Source organism: Paraburkholderia phenazinium, from assembly GCF_900142845.1.
GTDB lineage: Bacteria > Pseudomonadota > Gammaproteobacteria > Burkholderiales > Burkholderiaceae > Paraburkholderia > Paraburkholderia phenazinium_A.
On the sequence record NZ_FSRU01000003.1, the window covers coordinates 539298 to 559871 of the forward strand.

At 64.6% G+C, this 20574-nt stretch carries 22 protein-coding genes; 15 read left to right on the forward strand and 7 right to left on the reverse strand.

Annotated features, from left to right (window positions below):
• Positions 1–162: 162 nt before the first annotated feature.
• A complete protein-coding gene (locus BUS12_RS36045) occupies positions 163–1086 on the forward strand; it encodes an NHL repeat-containing protein (RefSeq protein ID WP_074302259.1) in 924 nt (307 codons plus the stop codon).
• 44 nt (positions 1087–1130) lie between these two features.
• On the opposite strand, the gene BUS12_RS36050 is transcribed toward BUS12_RS36045, so the two are convergent.
• From BUS12_RS36050 to BUS12_RS36065, 4 genes are all read right to left on the reverse strand, one after another.
• Positions 1131–1559, reverse strand: coding sequence for a TOBE domain-containing protein (locus BUS12_RS36050; RefSeq protein ID WP_074302260.1), 429 nt, complete (start codon positions 1557–1559; stop codon positions 1131–1133).
• A gap of 77 nt (positions 1560–1636) precedes the next feature.
• Complete coding sequence (locus BUS12_RS36055) at positions 1637–2698, reverse strand: glycosyltransferase (protein ID WP_074302261.1); 1062 nt, start codon at positions 2696–2698, stop codon at positions 1637–1639.
• A gap of 57 nt (positions 2699–2755) precedes the next feature.
• Positions 2756–4069, reverse strand: coding sequence for a glycosyltransferase family 87 protein (locus BUS12_RS36060; RefSeq protein ID WP_074302262.1), 1314 nt, complete (start codon positions 4067–4069; stop codon positions 2756–2758).
• Entirely contained in the window at positions 4066–5307 is a 1242-nt protein-coding gene (locus tag BUS12_RS36065) for a glycosyltransferase family 87 protein (RefSeq protein ID WP_074302263.1), read from the reverse strand. Before BUS12_RS36065 ends, BUS12_RS36060 begins: the two co-directional genes overlap by 4 nt.
• Positions 5308–5925: 618 nt before the next feature.
• Between BUS12_RS36065 and BUS12_RS36070 the strand changes: the two genes are divergently transcribed.
• The 14 genes from BUS12_RS36070 to BUS12_RS36135 all read left to right on the forward strand — a co-directional run bounded on the left by BUS12_RS36070 (position 5926) and on the right by BUS12_RS36135 (position 17621).
• Positions 5926–6165: a hypothetical protein gene (locus BUS12_RS36070; RefSeq protein WP_074302264.1), complete on the forward strand. Its 240-nt coding sequence runs from the start codon at positions 5926–5928 to the stop codon at positions 6163–6165.
• A gap of 93 nt (positions 6166–6258) precedes the next feature.
• On the forward strand, positions 6259–6429 hold the full coding sequence (locus tag BUS12_RS36075) for a Flp family type IVb pilin (RefSeq protein WP_074302265.1): 171 nt from the start codon (positions 6259–6261) through the stop codon (positions 6427–6429).
• Positions 6430–6525: 96 nt separating this feature from the next.
• Positions 6526–6756, forward strand: coding sequence for a Flp family type IVb pilin (locus BUS12_RS36080; RefSeq protein WP_429306411.1), 231 nt, complete (start codon positions 6526–6528; stop codon positions 6754–6756).
• Between the two features lie 17 nt (positions 6757–6773).
• Positions 6774–7319, forward strand: a complete 546-nt coding sequence (locus BUS12_RS36085; protein WP_074302266.1) for an A24 family peptidase — start codon at positions 6774–6776, stop codon at positions 7317–7319.
• 229 nt (positions 7320–7548) lie between these two features.
• Positions 7549–8388 carry a Flp pilus assembly protein CpaB gene (gene cpaB, locus BUS12_RS36090; RefSeq protein WP_074302267.1) on the forward strand — a complete coding sequence of 280 codons (840 nt, stop codon included), beginning with the start codon at positions 7549–7551 and terminating at the stop codon, positions 8386–8388.
• A 118-nt stretch (positions 8389–8506) separates the two neighbouring features.
• The gene (locus BUS12_RS36095) at positions 8507–10240 is read left to right on the forward strand and encodes a type II and III secretion system protein family protein (RefSeq protein WP_083640834.1); all 1734 of its coding nucleotides are present in this window, start codon (positions 8507–8509) and stop codon (positions 10238–10240) included.
• Between the two features lie 21 nt (positions 10241–10261).
• Positions 10262–10573 (forward strand): hypothetical protein, encoded by a 312-nt coding sequence (locus BUS12_RS36100; RefSeq protein WP_074302268.1) that lies wholly within the window; start codon positions 10262–10264, stop codon positions 10571–10573.
• A gap of 26 nt (positions 10574–10599) precedes the next feature.
• Entirely contained in the window at positions 10600–11808 is a 1209-nt protein-coding gene (locus tag BUS12_RS36105) for a CpaE/TadZ family protein (protein WP_074302800.1), read from the forward strand.
• A gap of 19 nt (positions 11809–11827) precedes the next feature.
• Complete coding sequence (locus BUS12_RS36110; protein WP_074302269.1) at positions 11828–13195, forward strand: TadA family conjugal transfer-associated ATPase; 1368 nt, start codon at positions 11828–11830, stop codon at positions 13193–13195.
• A gap of 49 nt (positions 13196–13244) precedes the next feature.
• Positions 13245–14222 (forward strand): type II secretion system F family protein, encoded by a 978-nt coding sequence (locus BUS12_RS36115; protein ID WP_074302270.1) that lies wholly within the window; start codon positions 13245–13247, stop codon positions 14220–14222.
• A gap of 55 nt (positions 14223–14277) precedes the next feature.
• Complete coding sequence (locus BUS12_RS36120; protein ID WP_074302271.1) at positions 14278–15249, forward strand: type II secretion system F family protein; 972 nt, start codon at positions 14278–14280, stop codon at positions 15247–15249.
• Between the two features lie 28 nt (positions 15250–15277).
• A complete protein-coding gene (locus BUS12_RS36125; RefSeq protein ID WP_074302272.1) occupies positions 15278–15730 on the forward strand; it encodes a TadE/TadG family type IV pilus assembly protein in 453 nt (150 codons plus the stop codon).
• Positions 15727–16248 carry a TadE/TadG family type IV pilus assembly protein gene (locus tag BUS12_RS36130; protein ID WP_074302273.1) on the forward strand — a complete coding sequence of 174 codons (522 nt, stop codon included), beginning with the start codon at positions 15727–15729 and terminating at the stop codon, positions 16246–16248. The genes BUS12_RS36125 and BUS12_RS36130 overlap by 4 nt, the downstream gene beginning before the upstream one ends.
• 35 nt (positions 16249–16283) lie before the next feature.
• Entirely contained in the window at positions 16284–17621 is a 1338-nt protein-coding gene (locus BUS12_RS36135) for a vWA domain-containing protein (RefSeq protein WP_074302274.1), read from the forward strand.
• Between the two features lie 71 nt (positions 17622–17692).
• On the opposite strand, the gene BUS12_RS36140 is transcribed toward BUS12_RS36135, so the two are convergent.
• The 3 genes from BUS12_RS36140 to BUS12_RS36150 all read right to left on the reverse strand — a co-directional run bounded on the left by BUS12_RS36140 (position 17693) and on the right by BUS12_RS36150 (position 20261).
• A complete protein-coding gene (locus tag BUS12_RS36140) occupies positions 17693–18031 on the reverse strand; it encodes a YbjQ family protein (protein WP_074302275.1) in 339 nt (112 codons plus the stop codon).
• A gap of 9 nt (positions 18032–18040) precedes the next feature.
• Positions 18041–19357, reverse strand: a complete 1317-nt coding sequence (locus tag BUS12_RS36145) for a hypothetical protein (RefSeq protein ID WP_074302276.1) — start codon at positions 19355–19357, stop codon at positions 18041–18043.
• A gap of 67 nt (positions 19358–19424) precedes the next feature.
• Positions 19425–20261 (reverse strand): glycosyltransferase family 9 protein, encoded by an 837-nt coding sequence (locus BUS12_RS36150; RefSeq protein WP_253190307.1) that lies wholly within the window; start codon positions 20259–20261, stop codon positions 19425–19427.
• Positions 20262–20574 lie beyond the last annotated feature (313 nt).

The window sequence follows — 20574 nt, forward strand, 5'->3', positions numbered from 1 at the left end:
CGCGCCTTGCCGCACTTCACCCGCGCGCCGCTGCATAAGCCACCGGACGCTTATGTGTATATTACGAACCCATGGCGTCGCAGCACCATCCACCCTGCGACCGCGCGCAACACGGCCTTCGGGTCCGCCGTTTATTCAGCTTGAATGCCTTCTGGAGGAAGCATGCTCATATCGCATGGGGTTTTGCGTAAGGCCGCAGCGGCTTTCGCAAGCTGGAGCCTCGCTGCCGCGTTGATAGGCTGCAGCACGCCCGAAGCCTCCGTCCAACCGCACAAGGTCGCCGTCGATGCGTTGCCGAACGGCATTGCCGTACGGCCCGGCGATGGCGCCGTGTTCATCACGGATGACCGCACCAGCAGCGTGCTGACTTCGACCGGCGCGACCTATACACCATACGCATCGATTCCGGTCGAAGCGGGTCAAGGCAAGAGTCTTAGTCAGTTGAGCCTGACCCGCTCGGGCGAACTGGTCGTCGAGCGCTTCGGCTTTGGCAGCGCGAGCGCGATCTTCGACATTGGGGGCAGCGGCATCGCGGTTCCGCTGGCGGGCCTTAATCCGGCCCGGCGCAGGCTCGGACTGATTGAGCTCGCCCCTGGCCAGTTGCTTTCCACCTGGTTCATCAAGAACGGCAACAACCCGCCGCTGGGTGCGCTGACGCTGGTGACGTACAACCCGGCCACCCACACGGCCAGCGAACGCGATTTGCTGACGGGGCTCGGCAAGCCGGTGGGCATTGCCGTATCAGGGGGCGATGTATTCGTCTCGGATCAGGCCAACAACACTATCGTGAAGGCGAATCTGAGCGAACTTCTGAATGCGGCCGCACCGGTGACGCCTACGGTGTTCGCGCACGTCGACAGCCCCGATTTGATGACGGTGGATGCACAAGGGCGGCTCTATACGAAGTGCAACAAGAACGGCCTCTGCGAGATCGCACCGGACGGCACGATCCGCGTGCTTGCCAACGACTTCCAGGATGCCCGCGGCGTGGCGATCGACCCCGTGCGTCATGTGCTGTACGCGGTGGATCGCGCGACACCGTCAGGCGGGACCAGCTACGTGCGCACCTTTGCCATCATCCCGTGACGGCAACGCTTGTGTCGCGATAGCGGCTCGCGGGCCTAGCCCGGTTATTGATCCACGCCGACGATCACGCTCGACGCCTTGAAAATGGCGGTAGCGGCTTTGCCGGTGGCGAGACCGAGGCGGTCCACGCTTTCATTGGTGATGATGGCCGCGATCTGCGCGCCGCTTGCGCCGGCGATCGTGACCTCGGCATTCACCGCACCCTTGGTCACGGCCGTTACCGTCCCGGCGATGCAGTTGCGCGCCGACACCTGATTGCTGCTGACGTCCACCATGACGATCACCGACGACGCCTTCACCAGCCCGAACGCCGGCTTGCCCTGGGTCAGCCCAAGCGATTTCGCGCTGCCATGCGTGATGACCGCCACGATGTCGAGACCGTCTTTGGTCCGCAGCGTGATCTCGTCGTTTACGGCGCCGTGTTCGACGTTGACAACCTCACCTTCAAACTGATTCCGTGCACTGGTTCGCATGTTCGATCTCCTGATATCGAGCGTTCACGTGATAGATCGAGCGCGCTCTGTTTAAGGTCAGCGAACAAGTGTACTACCTACCGTCCGGCCACACGCATGCGCGGCGCAATCCGCTTGCGCGCATGCTCGAAGCGCAGCGCCGCAGCCGCCCCCGTCGCCCCTTGGCGCACCGGCAACGCGCTCACCTTGCTGCGGGCCTGATAGCGGCGCCGCACGAGATACACCGGCCGCTCTTTCGACTCGTAGTAGATACGTCCGATGTATTCGCCCACCACACCAATACCGATCAGTTCGATGCCGCCCATGAAAAGCAGCACGCACAACAGCGACGCATAACCCGGCACCGGATTGCCGAACAACAGCGTGCGTCCGATCATGAAGCCGCCATACACGAACGACAACGCGGCAATCGCGAGACCGATATACGTCCAGCAGCGCAGCGGCACCGTGCTGAAGCTCGTGATGCCTTCGAGCGCGAAATTCCACAGCCGCCATCCCGAGAACTTCGAATGACCGGCGCTGCGTGCTTCACGCTGATACTCGACGATTACCGTGCGATAGCCGACCCACGCAAACAATCCCTTCATGAAGCGACGGCGCTCGGGCAAGCGCTTTAGCGCGTTGACCACCTGCCGGTCCATCAGGCGGAAGTCGCCCACATTCTCCGGCACCTTCAGATCGGACAGCGCGTTGTGGACGCGGTAGTACAGCGCGGCCGCGGTGCGCTTGGCGAACGAATCGCAGGCGCGGTTGGTCCGCCTGGCGGCGACCACGTCGGCGCCGGCGCGCCAGTGTTCGATCATCACCGGGATCAGGCTGGGCGGATCCTGCAGGTCGGCGTCGATGGGGATCACCGCGTCGCCGAGCGCCTCGTCGAGGCCCGCCGTCAACGCCGCTTCCTTGCCGAAGTTGCGCGTGAGGTCAACCACGCGCACTCGCGCATCTTTCGTGCTGGCTGCGATCAGCTTGTCGAGCGTCGCGTCCTTGCTGCCGTCGTTCACGCAAACGATCTCGAAGCGGATCCCTTCGATGCCTTCCAGCACCGGCACGATCTCGGCAAAGAAATGGTCGACGGCCTCGCCCTCGTTATAGAACGGCACCACCAGCGAAATCAGATTTCTAATGTTATGTGCGGACATGATGCTCCCCTTCCCCTTTGATTCACTTGTTTTGACTCACCTGTTTTTGACCGGTGCCTAACGTCGCCATCCTCGCAGCGGGGCAAGCGGCAAAGCGGTATGCTCGCCGCCCCCTTCCAGCACAACCGGTCCTTGCCGTTCCTGCGCAATCCGCCGCATCAGCATCCACAGCGTCGCCGCAATCACCAGCGGCATGAACTGGAATTTCACCTGCGTCACCACGAGGACACCCGCAATGGGCACGCACCACAGCCCCACCAGCCATTCGCGCTCATAGCGCTTCCAGCCGCGGGCAAGTCCGTGCCGCGCGCACCACGCAATCAGCACGCCCAACCAGGCGAAGTCGTAGTCGAACAGATACGGGCTGACCAGCAGACTGGCGCAGATCAGCACGGCGGCGCGCAGCGCATAGGACGATTCGCGGCCCCATGCGTTGCATACCGCTGCTGCGGCTGCGAGCGCGGCTGCACCCTGTGCGGCATACGCCCATGCGGCCGGCACATGCGCGAGCGTCGCCAGCGCAAACACGGTGGGTATCCGGGCGAGTGCGGCGCGGCCTGAGGCGACCAGGCCAGCCATCATGCCGGCGTTGTGCAGAAAGGCCACCAACGTCCCGCTGCCGAACATCAACACGGAAACCGCCAGCATGAGCGCCGCCGTCGCCGCCATCGCGGCAAGCGCGCGCCACGACCGCGAACACAGCAGCGCAAGCGGAAACAGGACGGCCAGATGCGGCTTCATGCATAGCAATCCCAAACAAATACCGGCCATGACGGGATAACGCCGCAGCAACACCAGACCCAGACCCGCGATGGAAGCGGTCAGCAGGCCATTTTGGCCGCTGACCAGGACGAGGGCTGCCCCCGGAAACGCGACAGCCAACAGCAGCGTATGACGGCCCGGCACGATCGCGCACACGACTCTCACAAACAGCGCCAGCGTACTGCCGAGGAACGCCACCGCGGCAACCTTGAACGGCAGCAGTGCCAGCGGATACACCACCAGCAGAAAGGTCGGCGGATAGAGCCAGGGCAGCATGCCCGGCGCGCGTGCAATCGCCTCTGTTTCGACGGTGGTCAGTGCCGCGAGGTTGTAGGCGTCGATGGCGTGACGATGCAACGCAAGGAACGACGCGCTCCAGAACGGCAGAAAGTCCATCGCCAGTGGACCGAAGTCGGGCCGGTGCTGCCACTCGGTCCGATACAGATACACGAGCAGGAACAACGCATAACAGGCCAGCGCGACCAGCGAATAGGTACGCAGACGTCCGCTGTCGAGCCAGTGTTGCCCGCGCGGGGCATGGGGGGTCCGGCTAGCGTGCAGCGGCGAGGGGCGCATGGCCCGCAGAGGATTCGGCGAAATCGGATTCATTGCACGCTCCCAGCGCCGGCGCGCACGCGCTGCACGATCATCAGGAGCATCAGCAACAGGATGATCGGCCCCACTTGCGGCCATTCGGCGACGCGGTTGAAGAACTCATACAGCGGCAGGATCCACGCAAGCGCGAGGATCGTCTGCTCGCCGCGTGCCCAGCCTCGGCGCAGTCCCGTCGCGACCATGCACGCCAGCGCGATCCCCAACCATGTCAGCTCGTAGTGCCAGGTATAGGGATTGGCGATCAAGGTCGCCACGGCGAGAATCGACGCACGCGCGCCGATCTCTTGTGTGCGCCGCCACACATAGCAGGCAGCCGCCGTTGCGACGAGCGCCACGCCCGCTTGCGCGAGATAAGCCAGCGTCAGATCCATGCCGGCGAGCCGGAACGCGGCAAACGGCGTGGACGACGCGAGCCAGAAACGATCACCGTGTTCGAGCGTGATATCGCGCGCCAGGCTGGCGCTAGCAAGAAACAGATGCAGCGACTGCGGCCCGCACACCGCCAGGCTCAACACCGTGAACAGCCCCGCCGTCACCGCCGCGACTGCCATCACGCGCCATGCGCGCGCCGCAATCAACACCAGCGGAAACAGCAGCGCCATCTGCGGTTTGGCGGCCAGCAAACCGATGCAGAGACCGGCAAGGACCGGCTTGCGCTCGACCCAGTACACGGCGAACGCCGCCAGCGCCGCCGTCAGCAACGCGTTCTGTCCAAACGTCGCACACACGAATACACAGGGACAGGCCACCACGACGAGCCGGGCCAACTTCGCATTGCCGAGAGCGTTCGCGAGACCCGACACACGCAATACCGCCGCCACGAAGACCGCCGCGCTTGCCGCCACGAACACAAAGAACGCCGGCCAGAACGGCAACAACGCCAGCGGCGTGACGAGCAGAAGAAACATCGGTGGGTACAGCCATGGCAGAAAGCCGCCGTGCTGATAGCCGTCCAGCAACAGCCTCTCGAGCTTGCCGAACGCGACATAGTCGTAGACCTGCGCCGGCGCGCCATGCAACATCACGTGAGAGGCGACCCAGAATACCGAGAAGTCCGTACCAGGACGATAGCTGCCGCTCGCCGTGAAGCCGTCGCTACTCCAGGCCCACAAGCCCAGAATCGTGGCATGGACCACGAGCGCCACCATGCTATACGCGACCACCCGGTCGCGTCTCACCCAGTCGCGAATGCGGCGCTCTGTGGAGGCTAGTCCCCGAAGAAAGATATCCATCACCCCGCCCTATGTATGCGCCGAATGGCAGTTCGGCGTATCCGGTCACTTATGATTTTGTTTCGATTCCTAAGCATGCACGCTGTGTTTCGCACGCCCACGTTGGGTTCATTGTTGTAGGAAAACAATCCAACTTTCAAGCTCCGCGTTTTCCATCGTGGACGTCAACTGACACTCGTTGCCCTCGGAACGGACGAAATTCACGCACGCACCGCCTCGACGCTCAGGATTTGCGTCAACCGTGAGACATCTTGTCCAAACGGCCCATTTGAAACTCGGCCGTTTTTCGCAAAATCGTCGTTCGTGCGAACTCATGGAAAGTCCCTGGTCGAAAGACGCGAGGCAGACAGCACGGGCGTTTCCGCGCGGTTGGAGAGATCGCCTGGCACCTCGATTCGTCTCAATGTTGCGACAAACCGGACACGGACGCCTCGCCAGGCGCGTGAATCGGCGGGCACCCCCAATGTTTTCGCGGTTTTGCGCGAGCTGGCCCACCCCTTGCGTAGGGATGAGCGCGGCAGTCGAACAGGTCCTGTGCAGATAACGGACCGGACACCGCGGACAGGGGAGCCGACCAGCCCCATGCCCTAGATAAGCAACCGAACACGGGGAAACATCATGAACAACGACACCTTGACGCGGAAGACCCACCGCCTTCACCGCGACCCGCTGAACTGGACGCCGCTGGCAGCTGCCTCGAAGCGTCGCGGCGAGCCGGCCGCCAGCGGTGCGTTCGTGTCGTTGCCCGCATGGCCGGGCTACCGCGATGGCGGCACCCCGACTCCCCTCGACTGCAATGCTGCTTGCCAACAGCTCCCTGTATCTGACGATACGGATCCGCCGCGCGAGATCAGCTAAGCCAGTCCACCATTTTTTGCTGTACCCGCAGTCCCTTCCCGACGCCAATTCCGGCTCAGGGTTATATCCGTAGTAGTCCTCTTGGAGTTAATCATGCAAAAGATCCTCAACAACGCAAAGCGTTTCCTCCGCGACGAAGACGGCGTCACCGCCATCGAGTACGGCCTGATCGCAGCGCTGATCGCCATCGTCATCATTGGTTCGGTGAAGACCCTCGGCACCAACCTGAACACCGTGTTCAGCGACATCGCCGCTTCGGTTTGAGCCTCCCGGCGGCGGACGACTCCATGCCTCGCGTCGTCCGTCCCGCCTGTTTCCGCTGCTTGGGGTCCGCGCCGGCCCATCGACCAGGAGTCAATCGTGAACACAGTCCGTTTCGTTTTCCGAATCGCCCAGCCGATGCCGGTCGCGCCCATTCGTTGGCTTCGTGCCGCCACCGCCGCGCAAGTCTTTGCCGGCGATGAAGACGGTGTGACCTCCATCGAATACGCGTTGATTGCCACGTTGATCGCCATGGTGATCATCGGTACCGTCCTCACGCTCGGCACCAACCTGAATTCGCTGTTCGGCAGTATCGCAACGTCGGTTTGAACCCAGTCACGAGGCTCATGATGCCAGGCTTCCCGCTTCCTCCTCACCCGATCCCCGCATGCGTCGCCTTGCTGGTGATCGTGACGGCGAGCACGGATCTCGTGAGCCGCCGCATCCCCAACCCGATCATCGTGGCGGGGCTCGTCGGCGCCCTGCTGGTGCAAGGTTGGCTGCATGGTCCGCTCGCGGGCAGCGTCACCTGGTTCGCGGGCGCCCTCACCGGCTTCGCGTTGCTGCTGCCGTTTTACCTGCTGCGCGGCATGGCAGCCGGGGACGTCAAGTTACTGATGATGGTGGGCGCGTGGGTCGGCGCATTCATGACCTTCCATATCGCGCTCGCCACCTTTGTGATCGGCGGTATCTGGTCACTGGCGCTCGCCGCCCGGCGCGGGCGGATCGGGCACCTCGTGACCAACCTGCAGTACCTGATGACGAGCGCCACGCAACGCGGCCTGAGCCGCGCGGCAGGCGAGCCGCCCGCGCTCGACTCGGTCGGCTCGCTGCCCTACGGCGTCGCGATTGCGGCAGGAACCCTGGGCGTGCTGTTCACGACGCTCGCATGAGCACGCTGCCGCACCACGCGAGCCGGGCAGAACGCCGCGCGGCGGCGAAGCAAAGACGGCACCGGTCGCAGACCGGCACCGGGCATCACGAACACCAGGCAGGCAGCGCTCATGGCGGTTTCGCCGCCCTCATCGCCGCCCCTTTCACTGTCACGCTGGCCGGACGTCAGACAGGCGCTAACACGCCGGACGACCGTCGAGTTTCACCCGCTTTACGAGGAGTCACGTCATGAAGAACAGTCGCGCATTCGTCATGCTGGCGGTCGCCATGCTGGCAGGATTGGCCGCCGTGGTGTTCGCTTCCCGATGGCTGGTGCAAACCTCGTCGGGGGCGGTCACCCAGGTGGCCGTCGCCACCGACGACCTCAACCTCGGCGAGCCGATCAGCGGCGCCATGGTTCACACCGTCAGCTGGCCGACCAACAGCATCCCACCGGGCGCGTTCACCGATCCGAAGTCGCTCGACGGTCGCGTGCTGCGCGCCAGTTTGCAGCGCGGCGAACCGGTGCTCGAATCGAAGCTCGCGCCGGTCGGCACCAAAGGCGGCCTGTCCGCGGTAATCGGCGAAGGTCATCGGGCCATTACGGTGCGTGTGAACGACGTGGTCGGCGTGGCGGGCTTCGCACTGCCTGGCAATTATGTCGACGTCATCGTCAACACCCAGCAGGACCAGGCCAACAAGAGCGACACGCAGCAAAGCATTTCGAAGACCGTGCTCGAAAAGATCCTCGTGCTGGCTGTGGCTCAACAGGTCAATCGCGACGACACGGCGCCGAAGGTGGTCAACGCCGTCACGCTCGAAGTCACGCCCGATCAGGCGGAAAAGCTGGATCTGGCGCGCAGTGTGGGCACGCTCTCGCTGGTGCTGCGCAACCAGGTGGATGCCGACACGCTCGCGACCGCCGGCGCCACCAAGCTGACCCTGCTCGGCGCTTCGGCTCCTGTGGTGGCGTCGGCTCCGGTCGCCGCGCCGCAACCGACCCGCGTGAAGTACGTCGCCCGTGCGCCGGTGAAACGCGACTGCATCGGCGTGCTGTCCGGCGTGAGCGGCAGTCAGGAATGCTTTTGACGGAGACCGGGATAGCGCAGCGACGGCCTGAAGCCTCGCGCGCCAACCGCAACCCGCACGAACACCACACCAAACAACGACCGCGGTCTACAGCATCTAGCAACGGGGGCACGACAAAATGACTAGCAAACCTGATTTCTCGTCCGGCCAGGCGCCGCGACGCACCAGAGCGAGCCGCGCGGCATGCGTCGCGTGGCTGAGCGCGGGACTGTTGCTCGGCCAGGCCGCACTCGCAGGGGATGAAGGCGCGGCCGCCAAGGCGAGCGCCACCGCCCCCGTCCCGACCGGCCGCCAGCCGCTGCAGATGACCATCAGCATGGCGCCCGCTCCCGCCAGCGCCGCGGGCGCAGCCGCCGCCACCGCACCGCTGCGCGGACCGAACTGCACCGGCTCGATTCGCGGCGAAAGCACCGTGTTCGTCTCGGTGGGCAAGTCCGCGCTGGTGCCGGTCGACGAGCCGGTGCGCAATCGCACGCTCGGCAATCCCGCGGTCGCGCAGGCCACCATGGTCTCGCCACAAACGCTCTACGTGCTGGGCGAGTCGGTCGGGACAACTAACATGATCGTGCAGGGACGCAGCGGCGCATGCCAGATCATCGACGTGGTGGTCAACGTGGATTCGGGCGGCCTGCAGGCGTCGCTGACGCAACTGATGCCGGAGGAACACGGCATTCGCGTCTCCACCGCGGCGGACAACCTCGTGCTCGCGGGTCATGTGTCGAGCGCCCAGGCCGCACAGCAGGCGGTTGAAATCGCCACGGTCTACAGCAGCCACACCACCGCCGACGGCAGCGGCGCGGGTGCCGGCGCCGGCAAGTCCGGCGGCGTGCTCAACATGCTGACGGTCGATTCGCCGCAGCAGGTGATGCTCGAAGTGAAAGTGGCCGAAGTCGACAAGACGCTGATCAACCAGCTCGGCGCATCGCTCAATATCCAGGGCGGCTTCGGTTCGTGGACCGGCGCACTGGTGAGCAGCCTGCTCGCGGGTGTGTCGAGCGGGATCTCGGTGAACAAGAACAACAAGCTGCCGTTCCAGGTGTCGGTGGATGCGCAAAAGACCGACAACCTCGTGAAGATTCTCGCCGAACCGAATCTGGTGACGATCAGCGGTCAGGAAGCCACTTTCCTCGCCGGTGGCGAAGTGTTCATCCCGGTGCCGCAGAGCAGCAGCACGGGAGCCACCTCGATCGTGCTGCAGCAGGAAGACTTCGGCGTCGGCCTCAAATTCACGCCGACCGTCCTCGGCAACGGCCGCATCAACCTGAAGGTCGCGCCTGAAGTGTCGGAACTCTCGCCCACCGGCGTGACGCTCTCCGCCACCAACATCAGCGGCACGACGATCCTGCCGCTCATCACCACACGCCGCGCCTCGACCACGGTACAGATGAGCGACGGCGAGACCTTCGCGATCGGCGGGCTGATCAGCAACAACATCAGCGGCGCGCTGAAGGCGCTGCCGGGGATCGGCGAAGTGCCGGTGCTCGGTGCGCTGTTTCGCAGCACGTCGTTCCAGCAGGATCGCACGGAACTGGTGTTCATCATCACGCCGCATCTCGTGAGGCCGCAACGCACCGCCAACGTGCCGCTGCCGACCGACAGCTTCACGCAGCCCAAGGACGCCGACATCTACGCGACCGGCAACATGGAAGGCCGCGCGGCGACGCCGAGGATGGATGCGCCTGCAACGGGCAATGCGCCCGTGCCGGCACCGGTGAGCGCTCCCGCCAACGTAACGCCCGCAGCACCTGCAACGCAACCGCCGGTGAACACGAGCGCCGCACCGCAGGCCGCACTCACTGCACCGCAGGACCTTGCCAACGCGGGCAGCACCAACGCCGCGCCCGCTCACTGATGTGACGTAAAGGGGAATTCCATGAAACTCACCACCCTCCTCTGCGCGGCTCGCGCCGCGCTGATCGTGCCGGTGTTCGCCGCACTCGGCGGCTGCATGACCAGCACGCCGATCTGGGACGCGCATTTCGGCGAGGCCGAAAGAGCCGCCACTCAGGCGCAGATCATCGATCCGCAAGCCGCCGAGCACACCGCCTCGCCCGACGGCATCGACGGTAAATCCGCTGCCTCCGCGATGACCCAGTACGACAAGTCGTTCTCGCAACCGGCCACGAACACCAATCCGTTCGTGATCGGCGTGAGCAGCGGCAGCAGTGGCGGCAGCGGCCAATAACCTCAGACAGCGTGGCGCAGACGATCATGATCGACATCCTCATCACCTCGAAAGACGCGGCGCGCCTCTCCCAGGTCGTGCACGTGCTCGGCGAATGCGGCGACTACCGCACCACTCGCGCCGCCGACAGTCCTTCGCTGCTGGTCGAGCGCGGCGACAGCCTCGATGCCTTCGATGTCCTGATCGTGGATGCGGCGTCGACCCAGGATGCCGAGCTGCCCGTGGTAGCGCAGTTGTGCCAGAAGCACAAGCACCTCTCGTGCATCCTGCTCACGCCCGATGCTTCGCCTGAGACCTTGATCGCCGCGATGCGCGCCGGCTTTCGCGATGTGCTGAACTGGCCGCTCGAGCGCCGCGCGCTGGCCGACGCACTGGTGCGCCTCGAAGCGCAGCGCCTCAAGACCCACACGCACACCACCGAGATCGTCTCGTTCATGTCGTGCAAGGGCGGCGTGGGCACCAGCTTCATCGCTGCGAACGTCGCGGACATGATTGCCGGCGCGCGGCAAAAACGCGTGCTGATGATCGACCTCAACCAGTTGTTCGCCGACGCCGCCTTCCTCGTGACCGGAGAAACGCCGCCGTCGACGCTGCCGCAACTGTGTTCGCAGATCGATCGCATGGACGTAGCGTTCTTCGATGCAAGCGTGCTGCACGTCAGCGACACCTTCCATATCCTCGCCGGCGCCGGCGATCCGGTGAAAGCCGCCGAGATCAAGGAAGACCGGCTCGAGTGGATCCTCGGCGTGGCTGCGCCGCGCTACGACTTCGTGATCTTCGACCTCGGCCAGACCATCAATCCGATCTCGATGCTGGCGCTCGACCGCAGCGACCAGATTCACATCGTCCTGCAAGCCACCATGCCGCACGTGCGCGCCGGCCGCCGGCTCCAGGAGATTCTCGGCTCGCTCGGCTACGCGGCGGAACGCACGCGGCTGCTGCTCAACCGCTACTCGCGTCACGAGGAACGGGCCCGCGCCGCGATGGAACAGGTGCTCGGCATGCGCCCCTACCAGGTGATTCCGGACGACGTCGCGGCCGTATCCGAGGCGATCAACCAGGGCGTGCCGGTCTCGAAGACGGGCCGCAAGAGCGGCGTGTCGCGCAGCCTGCAGACGCTGGCCGACAACATCGCCGGCGGCGCGTCGAACAGCGGGGCCGAGCGGCCGAAGAGCGAGTCGCTGTTCGCGCGCATGCTCGGCCGCCACCCGGCGCCGAACCTTGAAATGCAATAGGACCAACAGGGGAATCATCATGTCGCTTCGTGAGCAGATCACCGCCCAACGTGTCCAGCCCTTCGTCGAACGCTCCGAGATGAGCGGCGCCCAGGGCAGCATGATGCGGGCCGCCTATCAGAAGCTCAAACGCGAGATCCATCTGGCGGTGCTCGAACGCGTCGAACTGGAGCGGCTCTCGCGCATGCCGCCCGACCAGGTGCGCCAGGAAATCGCCGCGCTGATCGGCCGCATTCTCGACGAGCAGAAAGCCCCGGCCAACGACCTCGAACGCAAGCAGCTGGTAGTCGACGTGCATGACGAAATGTTCGGCTTCGGTCCGCTCGAACTGCTGCTGCGCGACCCGACCGTCTCCGACATTCTGGTCAACACGTATCGCCATACCTACGTCGAACGCCGCGGCCGGCTCGAGCCGACCGACGTCACGTTCTACGACGACGCGCATCTGATGAAGGTGATCGAGAAAATCGTCTCGCGCGTGGGGCGGCGCATCGACGAATCGTGCCCGATGGTCGACGCGCGCCTGCCCGACGGCTCGCGGGTCAACGCCATCATCCCGCCGTCCGCGGTGGATGGCCCTCTGCTGTCGATCCGGCGTTTCGCGGTCACGCCGCTGCAGGTCTCGGACCTGATCGAACTGCAGACCTTGACGCCGCCCATGGCGGAAGTGCTCGACGGCCTCGCCCGCGCCAAGGTCAACATCCTCGTCTCGGGCGGCACCGGCAGCGGCAAGACCACGCTCCTGAACATCCTGTCCGGCTTCATTCCGGCCGACGAGCGCATCGTCACGATCGAAGATGCCGCGGAACTGCAACTGCGGCAGGAGCACGTACTGCGGCTCGAAACGCGCCCGCCGAATATCGAAGGACGCGGCGAGATCACGCAGCGCACCCTCGTTCGCAACGCGCTGCGCATGCGCCCCGACCGCATCATCCTCGGCGAAGTGCGCGGCGACGAAGCCCTCGACATGCTCAACGCCATGAACACGGGCCATGAAGGCTCGCTCGCCACGATCCACGCCAACACCCCGCGCGACGCCCTCACGCGCCTCGAAAACATGATCAGCATGGGCGGCCTGTCGTTGCCGACCAAGACGATGCGCCAGCAGATCGCCTCGGCGATCTCGGTGGTCGTGCAGGCCACCCGCCTGACCGATGGCCGCCGCAAGATCATCAGCATCTCGGAGCTGACCGGCATGGAGGGCGACATGATCAACATGCAGGAAATCTTCACGTTCCGGCGCTCCGGCGTCGATTCGAAAGGCAACGTGCAGGGACATTTCTGCGCGACCGGCGTGCGGCCGAAATTCTCCGAGCGCCTGCAGGCGTTCGGCGTGGCCCTGCCCGAGCGCATTTACGACCCGACACGGCACTTCGACACCGCCTGAACCGCGCGGGCAGCAAGCGCACCCGCACCCTTAGCGTCTGGAGACTGGCATGGCCCCGATCTTCTATGCATCCATCGTTCTGCTGTTCGCCGCCATCGTGCTGTCCATCGAAGGTGTGTACGAGTGGTGGAACAGCCGTCACGGGCCCGCCGCACGGCGCATCGAATCGCGTATTCGCGCGGTGTCGGCCGGTGGGCACCTCGACGGCGAACGCCTCTCGATCCTCAAGCAGCGTCTCCTGAGCGAGTCGTCGCTGCTCGACAAGGGCTTGATGTACCTGCCGCGCGTGCATGCGATCGACCTCTTTCTGCAGCAGTCCGGCGTCGGCTGGACGGTCGGGCGTCTGCTCGGCACCTGCGCCACCCTGCCGCCCCTCGCGCTCGCCATTCTGCTGTTCGCCGGCGTGCCGCTGCTGATCGCGCTCGCCGCCGCGCTGGCGAGCGCCGTGGTGCCGCTGCTGTATGTGCGCTTCCGGCGCGGCAGACGGCTGCGCAAGCTCGACCGGCAGTTTCCGGACGTCTGCGACATGCTCGCCCGTGCGCTGCGTTCGGGGCATGCGTTCACCGGCGCAATCGGCATGGTCGGCACGGAATTCGCCGAGCCGATGAGCAGTGAATTCCGCATCACGTTCGACGAAATCAACTACGGCATCTCGCTCAACGACGCCTTGCTGAATCTCGCCACCCGTGTACCGATCCGCGACCTGCGCTACCTGGTGATTGCCGTGCTGATCCAGCGCGAGACTGGCGGCAATCTCGCCGAACTGCTCGACGGCATCACCGCGCTGATTCGCGAACGCTTCAAGCTGTTCGACAAGGTTCGCGTGCTGTCCGCCGAGGGCAAGCTGTCGGCATGGATTCTGGGACTGCTGCCGTTCGGCACGGCCGCCATCATGATGACGATCAATCCGGGCTTTCTCGATGTGCTGTGGCAAGACCCGGCCGGCCTGAAACTGCTCTATACCGTGCTCGGCTCCATGGTGTTCGGCATGTTCTGGATGCGCCACATCGTCAGGATGCGCGTGTAGCGGCACACCCGTTTAATCGCAGTACTGATCGTTAATAGAATAGTTGGGGGATACCATGCAAACGCCAGATCCGATGCACATGTTGATGCTGTTCGGCGTGTTCGCCATCGTGTGCGGCGCGGCATTCTTTGCGATGCATGCCTTCGCGCCGCGCGACATGCGCCAACGGATCGAGCAGGCCGGCGGCGCGAATGCCGCGCCCGCCGCCGCTACGCCCGAGCGCGACGAGTCGTCGGGCAGCGACTGGCTCGAAAAGCTCGCGGACATCTCGAGGCCCATCTCCCAGTTGTCGATCCCTAAGGAAGGCTGGGAACGTTCCTCGCTGCGCGTGCGGCTCATGAACGCGGGATGGCGCGCGCCGGGCGCCGCGCCCGTCTACTTCCTGGCCAAGACCGCTCTCGCGATCGTCTTGCCGCTGTCGGCCATGCTGTGGCTGGTTCACACCTCGGTGGCGCAAGACACCTACGAATTCTCGGTGGTGCTGTTCGCGTTGGGCGGCATCGGCTACTACCTGCCGAACCTCGTGCTGGCGCGCCGCATTGCATGGCGCAAACGCACACTGTTCGAAGACTTTCCCGACGCGGTGGACCTGCTCACGGTATGCGTCGAAGCGGGCCTGAGTCTCGATGCCGCGCTGATGAAGGTGTCCGCGGAAATCCGCATCAGCAGCCCGGTCGTGGCAAGCGAGCTCGATCTGATGCTGCTCGAAATGCGCTCGGGTTTTACCAAGGACAAGGCGCTGCGCAACTTCGCGCTGCGTACCGGCGTCGACGATATCGATTCGTTCTGCACGCTGCTGATTCAGTCGGAGCGCTTCGGCACGAGTATCGGCGCGTCGCTCAGGGTGCTGTCCGACACGCTGCGCACGCGGCGCCGCATGCGCGCCGAAGAGCAGGCCGCGAAAATCGGGCTGAAGCTGCTGTTCCCGCTGATGTTCTGCATCTTCCCTGCCCTCCTCGTGGTGTTGCTGGGACCGGCGTTCATTCACATCTATCGGGTCCTGCTGCCCGGCATGGCAGGCGCCTGAAGGCGCTACGACACGACACGGAGGACCTATGAAACGTGAACGTCAACGCGGTGCGACAGTGGTCGAGTTCGCACTCGTCTTGCCGGTCCTGTTCCTCGTGCTGTTCGGCGCGGTCCAGTTCAGCTGGCTGATGAACAACTACCTCATGCTGACGGATGCCGCCTCGGTAGGCGCGCATCTGCTCGCCTCCGAACGCGGCTATACCACGCCCTATAGCGACACCGAAGCGGCCGTGCTGGCCGCAACGTCGACGCTGAAGAACACCTTGTCGATCACCATCAAGGTGGGCGGCGCGACCTGCACCAGCGACTCGGCCTGCGCCAGCGCGCTCGGCACCCAAACCCAGCCGCCCGCGACGGGGACGCAGGCCAGCGTGTCGCTCAGCTATGCGTTCAGCGCGCCGTACAAGGGTGCCTTATACAGCCTCAAGTCGATGATGCCCTCGTCGTTGAGCGCCACCATGACGGAGATCGTGCAATGAACACCGGCACCGTGCGTCTCAGGAAGTGGACCTCGTCGCGACCGGCAGCGTCCACGCCGGCACACGCGCGCAAGGCCGCGCCGCGGCAACGGCAACGCGGCATTGCCGCGGTCGAATTCGCGCTGCTCGCGCCGCCGTTGCTGGTCATCGTGCTCGGCATCGCGCAGTTCGGCTGGTTGCTCGGCAACTACGTGATGGTGACCAACGCGGCCTCGTCAGGCGCGCGCTACTTCGCGGCCCAACGCGGCACCGCCACGCCGTATACCGCCACCAAGACGCAGGTGGTGAGCTCGGCCGCTTATCTGAACTCGGGGAATCTCTCGATCACCACCTACGTCAACGGAACGCAGTGCACGAGCGATTCGGATTGCGCGACCGCGCTGTCGGCCGCCGCGAGTGCTCCGGCGACCGTCACCGTCACCTACAGCTCGTTTTCCGCACTCTTCAAGGGCACGTTGACCGGGCTGATCGGCATGCCCGGCTCCCTGAACTCAACGATGGTGGAGCGTGTGCAATGAACCCAACAAGCCATCCGCCTGGCCGGAGGACCAACATGAACAAGACTCTTGCACGCCACCGCGCGCGCGCCGGACAACGCGGCTCCGTGTCCGTCATCGTCGCGCTGTCGTTGATCGCGCTGCTGGCGTTCACGGCCGTCGCCGTGGATGTCGGCTATCTGATGTTCAGCCAGCGGCGTCTGCAGGCCGCCACCGACGCGGCCGCGCTTGCCGGCGCGATGGATCTGTGGACCAAGAGCTGGGCAACCGCCTCGGGCAATGCACAGAACTATGCCGCGGGGCAAACCGCCAGCACGAGCAACACGCTGCCGGGCAATGTCACGGTCACGAGCACGTCGATTCAGGGGCTCAAGCTGGCGAGCGTGACCTTGCCCTATGCGCAGGCGGTCTCGGGCTACAACGGCATACAGGTGACGCAGCAGGCCAGCGTGCCGACGTTCTTCGCGCGGGCCATCGGCATCAAGTCGTCGACGATCTCGGCCACCTCGAAGGCGGGCGCGGGCGGCGGCACCCAGGCGGCCCAATACAACGTGATGATCATTCTCGACACCACCGCGTCGATGAATACCACGGACAGCAACTGCAAGAACGCCAAAGGTGTGGCGCAGACCCGGGAAAATTGCGCGAAGGCCGGCGCCCTTCAGCTACTGACGGGGCTGACCAACGCCGGGGACAACGTCGGCCTGATGGTGTTTCCACCCATGTCCTCCACCTACAACTTCTCCTGTTCGAAAACGCAGCCCGGCACCGGCAGTAGTTATTCCGCCATTGCTTCGGGTGCCAGTTCAACGCTGGCGGGGTACCAGATCGCTTCGCCGTCTTCGGGCTTTCTGAGCAGCAGCGGTTCGGCGAATACGAGTTCCGGCGTGGTGCAGGCGCTGGGGGGCGGCAGTTGCGGCGGCCTCTCGGCGATAGGCGGTCTCGGCACGTTCTACGGCGACGCGATCACCCAGGCGCAAAGCGCCTTGAGCACGCTTTCGGCATCGCAGAACCCGGCGGGACAGAATGTCATCGTGCTGCTGAGCGACGGCGACGCGACATCCAGCAAAGCCCAGTTGGGCAGTACCTTTAGCAGTACCTATAACCAGGAATGCCAGACCGCCATCAACGATGCGGGCGCAGCCAAGACGGCGGGGACGCTGATCTATACGGTCGCGTATATCGGCGGCGAGTCGGCCTCGTCCACCTGCAGCGACGGCTCGGACAGTCTTTCGCCGTGCGCCACGATGGCGTCGATCGCGACCAGTTCGGCTTATTTCTACTCGGACACCTGCTCCAATGCGACGGGCGGCACCGCCAGCCTCAGCACGATCTTCGGGCAGATCACGTACACGTTGACCAAGCCGCGGCTGATTCCCGGAGGCGCGACCTGAAGCCGGGCGCAGGATGCCGCGCCGGTTTTGGCGCGGCGCGTCCCTCGTGCCTGTACTTGCGCTCGTGCTTGTTACGCGGCGGCCGGCCGCGCCAAAACCGCCGTTCCATAGCACAGCACTTCCGTCACGCCAGGGGCCACTTCAGTCGCGTCGTAGCGCATCCCCACAATGCCGTTAGCGCCGAACCCAACTGCCTGCGCCAGCATCCGCTCATACGCGTCTTCCCGGGCGCGCTCGCACAGCGACGTATAGAGGGAGATGTTGCCGCCGAAAATCGTCTGCAGCGACGCACCGATCGAACCCACCACCGAACGCGAACGGACAATGATCCCCCGCGCGATACCGAGCGACTGCTCGACCGTGTACCCGGGAATTTCAAATGCGGTCGACACCATGTGACGTTCTACCATTGCGCGCTCTCAAGTTGGATGGCCAGTGGTAGGCAGCTTGCCGTCACGGCGCACGCGGCGCAAGAGTTTTGACGCACGCAGCTTGCGGACGCGTTTGATCAGGCGCAACAGCGGCGATTTGTGCAGGCGTGCCAACTCGCTCCTGACCTCGGCCAATGCCGCGCGTGTCGAGGCGAGTTCGCTCAGCAAGATCTCGTCGATACCCACACCGTCGATCAGCGCGACATCCACCATCCGGGTGGCGCGCCCCGCCGATACCTGCGGCTGCGGCCAGTTCGCCGCCGCGCCGAACGCCATCACCTGGGTGGCCTGGGCCAGCTTGCTGGTCCAGAGCACCAGCGCATCGGCGTCGACGCTCCCGCTGCCCGCCAGGGTCCGCGCGAAATCCAGGGCTTCCAGGTGGACCTGCAATCCTTCGACGGCATCGAAGCCCACGCTGCGTTCGGCCGCCTCTTCGCGGCGTGCGCTGCCGAACGACGGCTTGAGGCCGGTGAGCTCGCCGATCCACTGTTCGGCGCCCGCGATATATGCCGGTGAGTGGCCCGCCAGATCGCAGTCGAAGATCGCATGGGCGTGCGTCGCCGCATCTCTTAGCGTCAACAGCCAGTGCGCGAGAAAGGCCCGGTAGGCCTGCAGCGGCGTGATCGCCGCAATGTGTTCCTTATAGACGGCGAGACACGCTTCGACCGTCTGTGCTTGCGCATCGCCGGTCGGCGGCGGCAGCACGACGCCCAGCGCAGCCATGGTCTGCTGGACGAGCGGCACGTGCCGGTTCAACGCCAGCACCACAAACGGCACGGCAACAAAGTGCGGATTGCGATGCGCGGCGAACAATTGCCAGCACGACTGCCACTGCGAGATCGGATTTTTCTCGACCACGATATGCACGGCATCGGGAAAGGTGGCGCGGAACCACTGCAGGCGGCCTAGCGAGCGGCAGAACTTGAGTACCGGCACGCGGCCCTGGTCGTGCGCGCTGCGCATGAGACCGCGCACATAGGCCTCGAGACGTTCGGCGGCCTCCGGGGTTTGGCCGTCGAGGCGGTCGATCGAGAACACCGCGTCATAACCGGGGATGCCGCGCCCCTGCGGGCCCAGCAGGTGAGCGAACTCGGCAAAGTACGGCGCCTCCAGCGCCGGGTGACCCGAACGCCAGCTATTAGCCGTACTGCTCGCCAACTTGTCCGTGTCGATCGTCGCCAGCATTTCGTGCAAGGGCTCGTAGTAGGCGGTGACGTTGTCGAGCTTGCGAAAGCATGACCATAACCACGTTCCGGCCGTTCTGTAACCGGTATGAAGGAAGACGGCCTGGCATTGAGCGTTCATGGTGTCTGGGGAAAAGGCATGCGGTTGCACCGGACAGGGTCCGGGCAAGGTTGAGGGAGCGCGGGGGTCATGCGAAGCTTGGATTGGCGCGCATCTGGTCGAACGCGCGAGAGACCTGCCTGACGGACAACATGTATTTCCAGTAACGCTCTTTCAGAAATCCGGTGGGCAGAAAAGTGCTGCCGATCAGCACCTGCCCCGCCCCCCAGTCCGGCCGCCAGGTATGCGCAATGCCGCGGCGCATGAACAGCGACAGCGTGGGAATATGCAGGCTCGACGCCAGATGGCCGATTCCCGAGTCGTTGCCGATAAACCAGCCGGATTCGAAAACCCACGCGGCGACGTTGTCGAGCGAACCCAGGTCGGGCAGCGCGAGGCCAAGACGTTCGATGTGAATCCAGTCGGCGCGCTCTTGCGGGGCGACGACGAACTCCGGACTGAAGCCCAGTTCGCGCAGTTTGATGGCAAGGCGGATGAAACGCGAAGGCAGCCAGCACTTGTCGGCGGTGCTGGCGGTGGGGTGAATCGCCACGCGCAGCGGGTACTTCCTGTGTTGCAGTCCGGCAGGCGCCGTCATGCCGTTGCTCTTGTGCGCGCTCGCCAGACCGAACTCGTCCTGGCAAAAACGTGCGAGCCGGTCCGCCATCGAATGCGACGATCGCACCCGGCAAATGTGATCGAGCAGGATCACGCGCGGATGGGCCTGCTCGAGGCCAGCGAACGGCTTGTTTCGATGCATCTGGATGACGCGGTCGAAGCCGCCCAGCCTTGCCGCGAGATCGCCGGCGCTCAGGTCGTCTTCTGTTGCGACATCCGGAAACCAGTCGCGCAACGCATGGATCTGCCGGCCGAACACCGTGACCGCAATACCGCTTTGCTGCAGATTGCGCGCAATCGTCATCATCAGCAGCGAATCACCGATTGCTGGCGAAAGAACCAACGCTACGCTAGAGATTGGCGGTACAGCCGGCCACATAGGTCAATCCGGATAACGCGCCCAATGATGGGAGAACGCTTGCCCGCCCGGAAATGCATCACCGCCTTCCGAACCAGCAGCAGTCTAGAACCGATGCATATTATTAAAGTTACAGAATCGGTTACGGTCGTTTACGTCTGCATAACTTGACGGGGCGCCGCAGCACGGCGAGGCACAATGTCAAATTGACTTGACGTCGAGACCATCTGGCTGAAAGAATGAAGAAACGCGACGGGTCATA

Excerpts from the sequence above, each read along its gene's own strand:
- BUS12_RS36045 (WP_074302259.1), top strand. The coding sequence starts at position 163 with ATGCTCATATCGCATGGGGTTTTGCGTAAGGCCGCAGCGGCTTTCGCA.
- BUS12_RS36050 (WP_074302260.1), bottom strand. The coding sequence starts at position 1,559 with ATGCGAACCAGTGCACGGAATCAGTTTGAAGGTGAGGTTGTCAACGTC.
- BUS12_RS36055 (WP_074302261.1), bottom strand. The coding sequence starts at position 2,698 with ATGTCCGCACATAACATTAGAAATCTGATTTCGCTGGTGGTGCCGTTC.
- BUS12_RS36060 (WP_074302262.1), bottom strand. The coding sequence starts at position 4,069 with ATGAATCCGATTTCGCCGAATCCTCTGCGGGCCATGCGCCCCTCGCCG.
- BUS12_RS36065 (WP_074302263.1), bottom strand. The coding sequence starts at position 5,307 with ATGGATATCTTTCTTCGGGGACTAGCCTCCACAGAGCGCCGCATTCGC.
- BUS12_RS36070 (WP_074302264.1), top strand. The coding sequence starts at position 5,926 with ATGAACAACGACACCTTGACGCGGAAGACCCACCGCCTTCACCGCGAC.
- BUS12_RS36075 (WP_074302265.1), top strand. The coding sequence starts at position 6,259 with ATGCAAAAGATCCTCAACAACGCAAAGCGTTTCCTCCGCGACGAAGAC.
- BUS12_RS36085 (WP_074302266.1), top strand. The coding sequence starts at position 6,774 with ATGATGCCAGGCTTCCCGCTTCCTCCTCACCCGATCCCCGCATGCGTC.
- cpaB (WP_074302267.1), top strand. The coding sequence starts at position 7,549 with ATGAAGAACAGTCGCGCATTCGTCATGCTGGCGGTCGCCATGCTGGCA.
- BUS12_RS36095 (WP_083640834.1), top strand. The coding sequence starts at position 8,507 with ATGACTAGCAAACCTGATTTCTCGTCCGGCCAGGCGCCGCGACGCACC.
- BUS12_RS36100 (WP_074302268.1), top strand. The coding sequence starts at position 10,262 with ATGAAACTCACCACCCTCCTCTGCGCGGCTCGCGCCGCGCTGATCGTG.
- BUS12_RS36105 (WP_074302800.1), top strand. The coding sequence starts at position 10,600 with ATGATCGACATCCTCATCACCTCGAAAGACGCGGCGCGCCTCTCCCAG.
- BUS12_RS36110 (WP_074302269.1), top strand. The coding sequence starts at position 11,828 with ATGTCGCTTCGTGAGCAGATCACCGCCCAACGTGTCCAGCCCTTCGTC.
- BUS12_RS36115 (WP_074302270.1), top strand. The coding sequence starts at position 13,245 with ATGGCCCCGATCTTCTATGCATCCATCGTTCTGCTGTTCGCCGCCATC.
- BUS12_RS36120 (WP_074302271.1), top strand. The coding sequence starts at position 14,278 with ATGCAAACGCCAGATCCGATGCACATGTTGATGCTGTTCGGCGTGTTC.
- BUS12_RS36125 (WP_074302272.1), top strand. The coding sequence starts at position 15,278 with ATGAAACGTGAACGTCAACGCGGTGCGACAGTGGTCGAGTTCGCACTC.
- BUS12_RS36130 (WP_074302273.1), top strand. The coding sequence starts at position 15,727 with ATGAACACCGGCACCGTGCGTCTCAGGAAGTGGACCTCGTCGCGACCG.
- BUS12_RS36135 (WP_074302274.1), top strand. The coding sequence starts at position 16,284 with ATGAACAAGACTCTTGCACGCCACCGCGCGCGCGCCGGACAACGCGGC.
- BUS12_RS36140 (WP_074302275.1), bottom strand. The coding sequence starts at position 18,031 with ATGGTAGAACGTCACATGGTGTCGACCGCATTTGAAATTCCCGGGTAC.
- BUS12_RS36145 (WP_074302276.1), bottom strand. The coding sequence starts at position 19,357 with ATGAACGCTCAATGCCAGGCCGTCTTCCTTCATACCGGTTACAGAACG.
- BUS12_RS36150 (WP_253190307.1), bottom strand. The coding sequence starts at position 20,261 with ATGATGACGATTGCGCGCAATCTGCAGCAAAGCGGTATTGCGGTCACG.